We start from the raw sequence: 11,955 nt of genomic DNA on the forward strand, positions 1-11,955 counted from the left end.
CCACGCCCGCACCCGCGCGCCCGTCCGTGACGAAATGGGCCTTTTCCTTCAGCGAGGCAGGGCGTTGTCCACCGCGACGGCGCATCCGCAGAAGCTGAGGAAGGCATGATCGTTCTCGGCATCACCGACGCCTACGACCTCACCGGGGTTGAGGTTGAGCAGCTTGAGTGCAGCCTTCAACCCTGAGGCCTTGTTCACTCCGGGAGGAAGGATCATCACTGCGCCCTTGTTGAAGGTGATGGTCAACTCCAGCCCCAATGCCTTGATGCATTCCACCGCGACGATTTCATGCGGGACACAGGTGGCAATGATGGTGAGCCCCACGGAAAGTGAGTCCACGCCGTTCTCCTGCAGCATTTCCACGAGCTCCTGTGACGGTGCCGGTGCCAGCAGGGTTTGCACGCCCGTGGCAGGCTCATAGAGTACGGCTCCATTCTCTGCCACGACGTGGTCGAAAACACGCAAATCCACCTGGAGCAACTCAAAATCACGGAGCTCACGCCCGGTCACCAGTATGACCTTGAGCCCGCTGGTTCTCGCCCGCGACACAGCCTCGTATACTTCCGGCAGCACCAGGCCATCCTCCGCCAGAGTTCCATCAAAGTCGGTGGCAAGCGCCTTCCAGGAAGAGGTGGTGTCCATATCCGTAGCCGTTGAGAGGTTCATGCTCCACGCGGCAGGCGCTGAGCAGATCATGGGTCTGGCAGCAGTTCGCACGCGCTCCGCGCTTCGGTTGCCGTGGCGGCTCAAATGCATTCACGGGCATGTGGTCCGTGGATGCACCATGCCGCCTGCGGCGTCCATGGGATTGCGTCCGCGCGATGATCCTAGAACCCATTTTACGATCATGTCAAAACTGACTGCAGAGCTTGATCTGGCGATCGCCAATATGGACACGGAGTTGATGGAGGAGCGCGCGGCTGAAGTGATCGGAAGGCTTCCCGGAGTGGAAGCTGCCAGGCTGATTCCGGGAGGCATCTGGATGCGCTACCGGCCTGAGGATATCAACGAACAAAGCATCAAGAGAGCCCTCCACGATGAGGGATTTCGTCCCACTACCTTCCAGGACTCCGCGACCGGCAAGACAGGCCGTGTGTCCTACTGAAACTACCGACCCACCGCGGCCATGCCCAGAGGCGACAAATCCAAGTACACGTCGAAACAGAAACGCCAGGCGGAGCACATTGAAGAAGGCTACGAGAAGAAGGGCGTCTCCAAGAAGACGGCCAAGGCCCGCGCTTGGGCCACGGTCAACAAGTCCACCAAAGGTGGAAAGAAGAGTGGCTCCGGGAGAGGAAAGAAAGTCGACAAGAGCCCTGCCAAGAAGGGCGGAAAGAAAGGTGGAGCGGTGCGGAAGAAGAAGGCGGCCAGCAAGAAGACCGCCTCAAAGAAGAGAACTTCAAAGAAGTAGGATCACGGAGAGTCTTGCGCCGAAGTCTTCGCCCAGCAACGCAGCGCTTCGGCGACGCTCCATGCCTGGGCGATGCAGCCGCGCGCGGTGTAGGGCGCTTCCGCGTCAAAGATTTCACTCAGTGTGCCCACACCCGCTTCATTCATGTGGGCCACAAGACCATCGAGACATCCTCGCGCTCCTTGCACGTCTTTCGGATGAAGTTTCAGCCAGGCATCGATGAAGGGGCCAATCAGCCAACCCCATACGGTGCCCTGGTGGTAGGCAGCATCGCGGGCACGCAGATCGCCAAAGTAGCGTGCCTTGAAGTCGCGGTGGTGTGCGTCCAGTGAGCGCAGCCCCACGGGGGTGAGCAGTTCCTGTTTCACCTTGTTGAAGACGGCCTCCCAGTGCGTGGCTTCCAGCACCTCGTGCCTCAGTGAAATGGAGAGAATCTGATTGGGGCGGCAGGCACTGTCATTCCCTCCCTCTCCGTCGACGACATCATACAGGTATCCCAGCTCGTCTGACCAGAAGCGTTGGTTGAAGGAACGATGAACACGGTCCGCCTCGGACGCATAGCGTGCGGCTTCTTCTGGCTTCTGCTCTTCGTGGTGCCATGCTTCCAACAGACGGAGAGCATTGTACCAGAGGGCATTGATCTCCACTGCCTTGCCACGGCGCGGTGTCACCACCCAGCCGTCCACCTTCGCATCCATCCAGGTGAGCTGGTAGCCTTCTTTTCCTTGTCTCAAGAGGCCGTCGTCTGGATCCACGCCAATGCCAAAGTGCGTGCCACGCAAATGATGCTCTGCCACATCGGCGAGTTTTGGCAGCAGGTGTCGCAGAGTGGCCCTGTCGCCTGTCACATCCACATAGCGGTCGAGCGCGTGGAAGAACCAGAGCGTGGCATCCGCTGTGTGGTAAAGGCCTTCGTTTTCACCTTCGGGGAAGAGATTTGGAATGAGGCCATCGCGAATGTAGTGGCCAAAGGTGCGCAGGATCCACCCTGCCTCATGATGACGCCCTGTCGTAAGCGTGAGTCCTTCGAGGCTGATCATCGTATCCCGTCCCCAATCGGTGAACCAGTGGTAGCCAGCGATGACCGTACGCACTTCATCCCCTGCGGCACGTGCCCGTGCCATGTCCTCCACGCGCCCCGCCGGACGGATGATGAACTGGTCCGCAGCCAGCACCAGCTCTGCCGCTGCTCCTTCACGCACCCGTGGATCAGCCACGGAGATCAAACGCTGACGACGCTCCAGCTCCGTAGAGAGCACTTCTTCAGGCTTCAAGGCAAGCACGCGCGGCCAGTCCTCCGTGGAGGCGATAAGCGTCGCCGAGGTGTCCGGAGTGGCTACGAGGCGAAAGGTGCCCGGGCTCCACAAGACGCCCTTGGATTGATAGCCGCGGTCAGCCTCCGTCTGGTAGAAGTGTTCCCAGATTTTTCCGCCATCGTGTGTGAACGAAACTTCCGGCGCTTGCGCCGTCAGCCGCAAGGTTTGCACGGGCGAACCGGTGGAGATTTCATACCGCATGCCCTGAATGGTGAGTGTGAAGTCTCCTTCCAGTGGCCCCGCGACATCATCTTCGTGCCGGCGAAAATGCATGGAGGGACGCAGCTCAATGCGCAACACGTCCTGACCTGACTCCAGATGGTACCCGAGGTATACCGTGTTCTGTCCGTGAGCAAGAATCAGGGTCTTGCTGAACTGGTAGCCTTGCACGTTGTAACGCCACCAGGGCAGCCCGTCGCGCAGTCCGAACTCATGAGCATGGTGCTGGCGTTCGCCGTTGGAATCTTCCGCCGGCTCATCTCCCCCAAAGTGGACCTTCGTCCCATCTGGCAGACACAGGTGCTCCTCAAGGTGATTCAGCATCACCACGCGTCCCAGGGGAGCGGGAAGGGAGGCTACCAGCAGGCCATGATAGCGGCGTGTCACTTTGCCCGAGATCGTACCAGAGGCGTAGCCCCCGAGGCCATTGGTGACGAGCCACTCGCGGCGCAGCATCTGGCGCGTGTGCAACCGCTCAGCATTCGCGAGGCTGATCTGTCGGGTCAGGGAAGAAGTCATGGCTTTGCAGGGATGAGGACCACGGCCGACATGGCAGGCACAGTCCAGTTTTCTACGGACTCAAATGCTGGCGTGCCGCTGCCCCCATAGGAAGGATCTTCACTGGACCAGTGCAGGTGCCACGTGCAGCCGTCCACTGGGGCCAGCAGGGGCTCCGGCGCCGGATCAAAGTCCATCGCGGGGCCATAGTTCACGATGAGGAGCCGGTCATTCTGCTCCCTGCCAAAGCACCGCAAGACGAGCGCATTCCTGCCCAAAGGAGCGCCGTCGTATTCGCCGCGTTTCACTTTGCCGAGGAGAGGATCGTTCTTCCGCAATTGAATGAGGTCCCGGTGCAGACGGTACATCTCCTCGTTCTTTTGCCGCTCGCTGAAATCGAGCACGCACTTCTGGAATGTCTCATCACTCTGCGGATCGGACAGCACCGCGCGCGCCTTGTCCGTCGCAATGCCAGGGAACTGCTCCAGGAACTTCACGCGACCTTCACCAATGCAGGTCGCGAGATCGGCATCGTGATCCGTGAAGTAGAGAAAGCGGGATGAGGAGGCAAACTCCTGTCCTTGGAAAAGCATGGGCGTGCTGGGGCCCAGCAGGAGCAGCGCGGTAAGCGCGCGCAGCGTCGCCCTGTTGGCCATGTTGTGAATGCGCTGGCCCCAGAGCGAGTTGGCGATTTGATCGTGATTCTGCAGGAAGGTCACGAAGTTCCACGGCTCTAGGTCCAGACAGGGTGTTCCCCGTTGTTTCTTTTGCCATTGGTAGTACTGGCCCTGGTAGAGAAAACCCCACTTCGCGGAGGCAACAAACTCCTGGGCCCAACCCCGGTAGTCCGTGAAGTAGGCCTCATTGCGTCCCGTCATGGCCACCATCGCGCTGTGGTGGAAGTCATCATTCCAGATGGAGTCGAGGCCGTAGCCACCGCGCGCGGATGGTCGCACCAGCTTGGAATGCTGGGATTCGTTTTCGGCGACAATGTAGATCTTCCTTGGGCTGCCAGCAGCGCGGGCGCGGCGGGTGAGTTCAGTCAGGATGTGCTCTTCGGAGTCGTCGAAGATTTGCTGTGTGGCATCGAGTCGAAGACCGTCGAGATGAAACTCGCGGATCCAGTACTCGGCATTGGTGCAAAAGAACTCACGCACCGGGCCGGAGTTCTCGCCATCGAAGTTCAGTGCATCACCCCACTCGGAAATCCGCTTGTGGTGGACGTAGTAGGGCGAGAACTGGCCCAGGTAATTGCCATTGGGGCCGAGATGATTGTATACCACATCAAGGATCACGCCGATGCCGTGACGATGCGCCTCATTCACAAAGGCACGCATGTCATCCGGTGAGCCATACAACCGCGTGGGTGCAAAGAGGTTCACGCCATCATAGCCCCAGCCACGCTCGCCCGGGAAATCCGCCACCGGCATGATCTCCAGCAGCGTGATGCCGAGTAGAGCGAGCTCCGGCAGCTGTGCGGCGGCCGCGGCCCATGTTCCCTCTGGCGTGAAGGTGCCCAAGTGCATCTCATAGATGACCTGCCCTTCCTGCGGAACTCCCGGCCAATCTTCATCAGTCCATGGAAAGGCGCTGCTATCGATGAGCTGCGAAGGACCATGCGGTCCTGAGGGCTGGAAACGTGAGGCGGGATCCGGGAAGGCGCCACTTTCCACATCGAAGCGGTACAGCATGCCCGGCGTCGCCCCGGGAACCAGTCCGGAGAAGTAGCCATCCTTCTCCGGCTCCAGCATCTGCCGCGTTGCATGTGACTCACGCGTGGCATCTCCACCCACGAGTACAGCCACTTCCTTGCGAGAGGGAGCCCACACCCTGAAGCGTGCACCTCTGTCGCCGTGGAGTTCCGGACCCACCGGATATGTTCGTGGCATCGCCGTCTGGTGATTTCGCAACTGGGTATCCTTCTGAGATTCGGACATGGTTGTGATCACTTCCGGTCGCGCAGTCCAGTTTCACCCGCATGGGTGGCGCAGTGGGCACAGCAATACATGGTGCCATCTGCCTCCAGGCCGTGTCCGATGATTCTGCAACCACAATGGGCGCATTTGGGTGCCAGCGCGGAGATGGCACATTCAAAACTATCAAAGGTGTGGCTTTCTCCAGCCATCATCACCTCAAAGGACTTGTCGTAGGTATTTCCACAGGTTTCACAGGTAGCCATGGTCGTGTTCTCCTTCCTCCCCTTCATCGCACGCAAGCCACATCACGGCTGGCAGGATTCCGTGGTAATCCCCTGAAGCCAGCATGCGATGCGCCAAACCCACGGCTACGACCTGGCCGTGACGCGTGATGCAATCCAGGCGACCACTCGGAGGATGACCAGGCAGATGATGGTCACGCCGATTGCGCAGGATTGCCCGCACGAGGTCAACCTTCCTTGTAGAGTTCCGCCTCGAGGGTGCCCCTCCGGAGGTGAAGCGCTCGAAGTTGCTGGTAGAGTCCGTCGACCTTCATGCCCCGGGAGGTGATTTTCCCCGTTGCCCTGGCTGATGACAGAGCTCCGCGTTCGTCCTCCAATTGCCTTTCCACGACGGCAATTTGTCTTTCGATGGTTCTGATCTCCGCTTTGACGGCAGCGTGTGGATCTACAATGCCCTTGTTCCCAGGTTCCGAAGCACGAGCGGGAGTGCCACCGGGGGCGTGGTGAAGACGGACAGTGCGGTGCCTTTCGCGCCGAAAGGTCTCCTTCTCAGGCCTCACCAGCAGACCCAGCCCAATGATGGCGAGAATCAGTGTCCCAATCGTGTACTTCATGCCGGAATACAATGTTGAGCTAGAGGAGCCTTTGCTTCATGGGCGGGTTCGATATGCTGACCGATGGGGGACACGGCTGGTACCAGCTCGTCCTGTCTTATCGGTAGTTTCCATCGATGAGCCTGCGGAGCTCGGCAGTGACGTCGTTCAGAGAGCTCTCCGCTGTGGTGACATTGTGATTGAGGAAGTACTTCGCCTGGGAATCCAGCAGAGCGGCCTCATCTTTCAGGCGGGTCTTATAGCCGGCAATCTCTGTCTGCAGTTCCCCAATGCGTGCTCGAAGCTCCTCTTCGTAGGGAATCGCCCCAGTGTTCTCCCGTCCTTTAACCACCTTTCCATCAGCGCTGATGCGAAACTGGTAGGGAGTGAGCCTCCAGTATTGTGAATGCTCGTGCTGCCGGATGGTCGCCTGGGTGGTGTAGTCTCCAAGTGCCGTGTCCTGGCGCACAGGTCCCCAGTTTGCGATGTTCGTATAGGGGTAAGCGACCTGTCTGGACATCCATTCTTCGACAAGTGGGATGCGCCCATCATCTTTGACTTCGAAAGGAAGCTTCGTGTTTCGCTGCATCAGCGCGCTACACACAATCAGCAAAAGGATGATGCCAGCGATGTACTTCATGGAGCCAAGGAGTGCCAGTAATACAAGTTTCTGCTATGTCTGCTATCTTTCTTTTGTAGACAGGACATCACAATTCCCCGGGTGAGTAAATGGGGCATATCTTTGTTGGTTCATGACCGACCAACTCCAAAACCTCATGCTGGCATGAAGGACCCGGCCCCGTGGACCGCGCGGGAGAGCCATAGTGGACTTGCTCCAGTGCCGACAGCGGGACTCGAACCCGCACGGTGGTCGCCCACCAACGGATTTTAAGTCCGTTTGTGTTTAAGGCAGCAGTAGGGAAAGATTGACCGACTGCCAATAGACTGCCAAAATACGCAAGTATGGCAGCCACAAAGAAGACCGCGACCAAGAAGGGCAAACCGAAGCGCCGGGAGTGGCCCATCGTGAAGCGGACCAAATACCGCAATGGCAGCATTGCCTACATGGTGGACACCCGTTTACGTGGCGAGGGCTCCCGTGTGTTCAAGCCGACGCTTGAGGAAGCTAACGAAGTGGCGCGTCAGGCTCGCATCCGCCGTCAGAACGAGGGCATTGGTTATTTCAGCCTGGAGGGCGATCAACGTCTCGATGCAGAGCGAGCGCTGGCGATGTTGGCACCGTTCGGCAAGACTCTGGTGGATGCCGTGGAATTCTACGTCCCGCACCTGAAGGCGCTCCAATCCTCAAAAAGCGTGCTGGAAGCATCTGATGCCTACGAGAGCAACGCCACAGCCCGCAACCTTTCAAAGCCCCACCTCCGAGACATCCGGCTCCGCTTGGGGCGCTTCTCCGAAACCTTTGGCGATCGACTGATCGCAGAGGTGGAGGCCGAGGAGATCGACGAATGGTTGGATGACCTGGAAGTGGAGGCCGCCACGCGGAATGGCTACAGAAGGCACTTGTGCGCTCTCTGGGCGTTCGCTGGCAAGCGCGGGTGGTGCAATGCGACCGAGATTGAAAAGACCACGCTCCGCAAAGAAAACAGCGGGAAAACCGAGGTGGTGACGCCGGAGGAATGCAAGGCGCTCCTGGACCATGCCGACCCTGATATCCTTCCAGTGATCGCCGTTGGCGCTTTCGCTGGCTTGCGACGCTCTGAGCTCGGGCGGCTTCAGTGGGGCCATATCAACCTGCCGGAAAGGTTCGTAGAGGTGGTGGTAGCTGGAACCAACACGAAGTCAGCAAAGAGGCGCATCGTTGTTATGAGCGACAATCTCGCCGCGTGGCTGGCACCGTATGAGGGCAGGACCGGCTCAGTCTGGCCAGACCAGAAGGAACGCGGCAGGAGACTCCTGGACGAAGCAAAGAGGGCGGCGGGATTCGGAACGCCTGGAACGGAGACTGACGAGGAGAAAGGGAAGGGGGTGGCGCTCATGCCATGGCGGCACAATGCGCTCAGGCATTCGTTCGCCAGCTATCACCTCGCCAAGCACAACGACGCCGCGAAGGTTTCGCTGGAAATGGGACACACCAACTCGGTACTGGTGTTTAGACACTACAGGCAGCTAGTCCGCCCCGCAGATGCGGCGAAGTATTGGGAGGTGATGCCAACCGTCATCCCTTGATGGGTTTGTCCGGCGTCCACCCCCTCCAATCACTCATATACTGCTTGATCCACTGCTGATCTTTGGCCTCGGCCATGACCTTTTTTAGCTTTGCATAGAACTTGGCGAACCCCATAAGGCGCAAGTGAATGCTGTAAGCGTCTTCAGGAATTCGGTAGTCGAGCCCACCCTCTCCCGGCTTCCACTTGTATGACTCAAGCTCCTCGACGTACGCACGGACGGAGGTCAGCGCCTTGAAAAATTCTGTCGCGTGGCCACCGCGCTCCAGAAGCTTGAGGGTTTTCCTTTTTTTCAACCTAACCTTCTTCGTGGTAGCTCGCCTGTCTTTTGCCCACTGCTCTAACTCTGGACTCCACACTACGGGAAAGTATTGAGTGTAAGTCCCTCGCTTGAAGGGCTTCGCCCCAGGTATTCCTCCAGGCATGGGTGCAAGGTTGCTGATCTGGCGCTTGGAAAGCCCGGACATTTTCGCCAGCTCCTCCCTCGAAATGAGTCGCACCGAAGAATCCTCCATATGTGCAATGTGCAATTACGTTTTGACACCGTGCCATAGACATATGAAAACGCAAGTACCCAGTCCGCAGCACGGTTCCCCGCTACTCCGCAAACTGCTCACCATCGAAGAAGTAGCAGACGCTTTGGCTCTCACGCGGAGGGGCGTGGAGAGCATGACCAAGCGCGGCGTGTTGCCGGTCATCAAGCTGAGCAACCGCGCCGTGCGGTATCGCCCCGAGGCCGTGGAATCCGTGCTGGACCGTCTGACAATTGGCGCTGTCTCCGATAAACCGGGGAAGCGGGTGTCGGCATAAAGAAGCCGGGGAGCTTTCGCCCGCCCGGCCCGCACGTGACTGTGATGGGAAGAGTTTAGGCGATGGCATGCCAAGGCGCAACGGGAATATCAAACCCTATTGCCATCCGCTGCATGGGATTCAAACACATAGAGGCCAGCATCTTCGCGCCGGTCACTCCCACTGAAAAGCTCGTGCTTCTCGTGCTGGCGTACCATTGCAATGACAAGGATCTCCGATGTCATCCAGGCTTTGGGCGGATCTCACGCGCTTCCGGTTTGAGCACACGAGCCGTGTCCAAGACGATCAAGGCTTTGGAGAAGCAGGGCATCATCAACGTGATCCGAGGGACTGGCACCACGTCTTCAGCGTACCGCCTCCCCTTCCTTAACGCCCCATTTCCAGACATCGAGAAGGGGGATGAATGTTGTTCACCCCTGAACGTGGTTCATCCCACCCCTGAACCAGATTCACCCCAGGGGATGAACGTCGTGCAGGTGGGGGATGAACGTGGTTCATCCAAACAGGAAGTTAACAGGAATATTGAAAAGGAAGATAACATGAATCTTTTTCCCGCGTCGCTTTCAGCGGACGACGGGGGCGAGCAGGGAAAGCCTTTGAAATCTCATTCTTCAAAACCCAAGAAGGTGAAGAGTGAGGCAGACCCAAGGCATCATGAGATAACATCCCAATGGGGATCGACCTACAGAGCGTTCCATGGTCAGAGCTATGTCTTCAATAAAAAGGACGTCTCGAACCTGAAGCGCTTCCTTGCCGACGATTCCAGCACCACCGCTGAGCAGTTCCTACACCGAGCACAGGAGGCATGGAAGCGAGCCAAAGAAGATCCCTACGCCCGCCAGTGTGCGAGTGCAGCCACCATCACCGGCTTATGCAGCCGATGGAATGACATCACTCTGGAGCTTCAGCGAGCACGTGGTGGGGGAAACGTGATGCGCTTCAAGAACGGACGTGATGATCGCGGCCAGCGTCCTGGCGAAATCAAAACAGACGTCACCGCAGACAAAATCCCAAGAATCAAATAGCCATGACACTCCTTACACCTGAGCAACAGAGAGAGGCCGAGGCGCAAGCGCATCGCTTCCCGTCCCACCTGACGTACCTTCAGGTTCACCAACGCCTGGAAGCGGAACGCAATCCGCCGCCACCTTCACCTGAGAAACCGAAGGCTATACCCATCAAATGCCGGGAGTGTGGTACCGAGATGGATGAGCAGGATGACGTATTGCGAGCCATCTGCACCAACTTCATCTGTGAAGCCTGCGAGAAGAAGGCTGAAGAAGAGAAGCGGCTTGCATGGGAGAATCGCCCGTTGGCCCCATGGCCGAGCCTGTGGCCGGAGCGCGCCATCCTGGACCAAGAGAATTGCAGCGGGGAGCCGTTACGACTTGCCAAGGTAATCAATGGACTGCTATCCGATGGCGCGATGGTGGGCCTGATTGGTGACCGTGGGCGCGGCAAGACCGTCATGGCTGCAAGGATCGCCCAGTGGCGACGCGAGCGCCGCGAAGAGCCCGGCATCTACGTACGTGCTGCTGATGTATTCTCATTGATCAAGGGGACATGGGAAAAAGGTCGCTCCTCAAGCAGGGAGACAGAGGAAAGTCTGATGAACCGATTCAGGGAGGCCGAGTTCCTTGTCATCGATGAGATACAGGAGCGGACACTATCTGAATGGGAGAACAAGATACTAGTCAACGTGCTGGACCACCGTTACGCGGGCTTGCTACCCACTCTCATTGTTGGCAACCTGAGCACCGCAGAGCTGGCAACCAATCTCGGGCCATCCATCTCCGACCGCATGGCGCAGACTGGCGGCGTGGTGGAATGTGGATGGCAGAGCTTGAGACAGCCGGGCACGAAGGTGTACACCAAGGAGCAGCGCGAGAGTATCCGCTGGAGCCATTGCCCTTTCACCTCAACCGGAGGTCTTGGGTTTCGTGGAAGGGAGATGCAACTGCATGGAGGTTACCACGCATGAGAGCGGCACTCACACCATGGCAGGAGGTATCAGGGGATGCCCCACCACCGGGGGTAAGGAATCTCTTTTAACCCCTCATCCAGTGCGGTTTAAGCATCTACCGTCATTTTCGCACGAATAACAAATTTCTGAACTTCCCATGCTCCTCACGCCCAACCAACTGCGAAACCTGCTCTCGGTCAACTGACTAGACACCAATTCACCAACTGTTTAGACACCTTCTAGACACCATGCTTCCCATGACTGCCGAGACCCCGCCCTTCGTCATGCTCACACAACAGCAGTTCATCGTCATGGCCAACATGCCGCGCAGGACGTGCAGCAGGCTTGCGAAGGAAGGCCGCATTCCTGGCACCGCTGGCCGGGCAGAGGGACGGCATAGCGACCCGTGGCCTATCCCGCTCACACCGGAGCTGAAGCAATACATCCAAGAGCGTCTAGACACCCTACGCCGTCAGAAAGTCATAGCCGAACGCAAAGCGCTGGCGCAACAGACCGGGGCAAGCCTTGCCCCCATCACAGCCATCGTGGACGGTGCCGACGCCGTCAGGGTGGGATTGTGGACCATGATGACACGCCGGACCATTGACCGGCTTAGCGGACGCGAACTCATGCGCCTGGAGAAGACGCTACGCGATCCTGCCCGCAGCTTGTACGACATCCACAACGCCCTGCTCTCTCGCATGGCAAGCGCTGGCATCACGCCGCTGGGGTGAGGTGGGGAATGTGCCATGTGCCAGTGGAACGGCGGAATCCACTACATGTGACAGCACATCACTGACC

At 58.5% G+C, this 11,955-nt stretch carries 14 protein-coding genes and 1 tRNA gene; 7 read left to right on the forward strand and 8 right to left on the reverse strand.

What is annotated here, in order from left to right; genetic code table 11:
- Positions 1-48: 48 nt before the first annotated feature.
- Complete coding sequence (locus tag DES53_RS17315) at positions 49-666, reverse strand: HAD family hydrolase (protein ID WP_170157186.1); 618 nt, start codon at positions 664-666, stop codon at positions 49-51.
- A 181-nt stretch (positions 667-847) separates the two neighbouring features.
- On the opposite strand from DES53_RS17315, the gene DES53_RS17320 reads away from it, so the two are divergent.
- The gene (locus tag DES53_RS17320; protein WP_113959552.1) at positions 848-1,105 is read left to right on the forward strand and encodes a hypothetical protein; all 258 of its coding nucleotides are present in this window, start codon (positions 848-850) and stop codon (positions 1,103-1,105) included.
- Between the two features lie 21 nt (positions 1,106-1,126).
- On the forward strand, positions 1,127-1,411 hold the full coding sequence (locus DES53_RS17325; RefSeq protein ID WP_113959553.1) for a plasmid stabilization protein: 285 nt from the start codon (positions 1,127-1,129) through the stop codon (positions 1,409-1,411).
- A gap of 2 nt (positions 1,412-1,413) precedes the next feature.
- Here DES53_RS17325 and DES53_RS17330 read toward each other — a convergent pair whose 3' ends face one another.
- The 6 genes from DES53_RS17330 to DES53_RS33060 all read right to left on the reverse strand — a co-directional run bounded on the left by DES53_RS17330 (position 1,414) and on the right by DES53_RS33060 (position 7,166).
- Positions 1,414-3,465, reverse strand: a complete 2,052-nt coding sequence (locus tag DES53_RS17330; protein ID WP_113959554.1) for an amylo-alpha-1,6-glucosidase — start codon at positions 3,463-3,465, stop codon at positions 1,414-1,416.
- Positions 3,462-5,381 (reverse strand): malto-oligosyltrehalose trehalohydrolase, encoded by a 1,920-nt coding sequence (gene treZ / locus DES53_RS17335; RefSeq protein WP_113959555.1) that lies wholly within the window; start codon positions 5,379-5,381, stop codon positions 3,462-3,464. Before treZ ends, DES53_RS17330 begins: the two co-directional genes overlap by 4 nt.
- 8 nt (positions 5,382-5,389) lie before the next feature.
- Positions 5,390-5,623 (reverse strand): hypothetical protein, encoded by a 234-nt coding sequence (locus tag DES53_RS17340; RefSeq protein WP_113959811.1) that lies wholly within the window; start codon positions 5,621-5,623, stop codon positions 5,390-5,392.
- Positions 5,624-5,829: 206 nt separating this feature from the next.
- Complete coding sequence (locus DES53_RS17345) at positions 5,830-6,216, reverse strand: hypothetical protein (protein WP_113959556.1); 387 nt, start codon at positions 6,214-6,216, stop codon at positions 5,830-5,832.
- A gap of 97 nt (positions 6,217-6,313) precedes the next feature.
- Positions 6,314-6,835, reverse strand: coding sequence for a hypothetical protein (locus tag DES53_RS17350; RefSeq protein WP_113959557.1), 522 nt, complete (start codon positions 6,833-6,835; stop codon positions 6,314-6,316).
- A gap of 199 nt (positions 6,836-7,034) precedes the next feature.
- A tRNA-OTHER gene (locus tag DES53_RS33060) sits at positions 7,035-7,166 on the reverse strand.
- Between DES53_RS33060 and DES53_RS17355 the strand changes: the two genes are divergently transcribed.
- On the forward strand, positions 7,159-8,382 hold the full coding sequence (locus DES53_RS17355) for a tyrosine-type recombinase/integrase (RefSeq protein WP_113959558.1): 1,224 nt from the start codon (positions 7,159-7,161) through the stop codon (positions 8,380-8,382). The two genes, DES53_RS33060 and DES53_RS17355, sit on opposite strands and share 8 nt — an antisense overlap.
- On the opposite strand, the gene DES53_RS17360 is transcribed toward DES53_RS17355, so the two are convergent.
- Complete coding sequence (locus tag DES53_RS17360; RefSeq protein WP_170157187.1) at positions 8,372-8,848, reverse strand: hypothetical protein; 477 nt, start codon at positions 8,846-8,848, stop codon at positions 8,372-8,374. The two genes, DES53_RS17355 and DES53_RS17360, sit on opposite strands and share 11 nt — an antisense overlap.
- Before the next feature lie 91 nt (positions 8,849-8,939).
- Between DES53_RS17360 and DES53_RS17365 the strand changes: the two genes are divergently transcribed.
- From DES53_RS17365 to DES53_RS17380, 4 genes are all read left to right on the forward strand, one after another.
- Positions 8,940-9,191, forward strand: coding sequence for a helix-turn-helix transcriptional regulator (locus DES53_RS17365; protein WP_170157188.1), 252 nt, complete (start codon positions 8,940-8,942; stop codon positions 9,189-9,191).
- 113 nt (positions 9,192-9,304) lie between these two features.
- Complete coding sequence (locus DES53_RS17370; RefSeq protein WP_170157189.1) at positions 9,305-10,216, forward strand: helix-turn-helix domain-containing protein; 912 nt, start codon at positions 9,305-9,307, stop codon at positions 10,214-10,216.
- Between the two features lie 2 nt (positions 10,217-10,218).
- Entirely contained in the window at positions 10,219-11,172 is a 954-nt protein-coding gene (locus DES53_RS17375) for an ATP-binding protein (protein WP_113959562.1), read from the forward strand.
- A 239-nt stretch (positions 11,173-11,411) separates the two neighbouring features.
- Complete coding sequence (locus DES53_RS17380; protein ID WP_113959563.1) at positions 11,412-11,888, forward strand: Clp protease/crotonase-like domain-containing protein; 477 nt, start codon at positions 11,412-11,414, stop codon at positions 11,886-11,888.
- Positions 11,889-11,955 lie beyond the last annotated feature (67 nt).

Origin of the sequence: Roseimicrobium gellanilyticum, from assembly GCF_003315205.1 — a bacterium.
In the GTDB taxonomy this organism is placed as follows: domain Bacteria; phylum Verrucomicrobiota; class Verrucomicrobiia; order Verrucomicrobiales; family Verrucomicrobiaceae; genus Roseimicrobium; species Roseimicrobium gellanilyticum.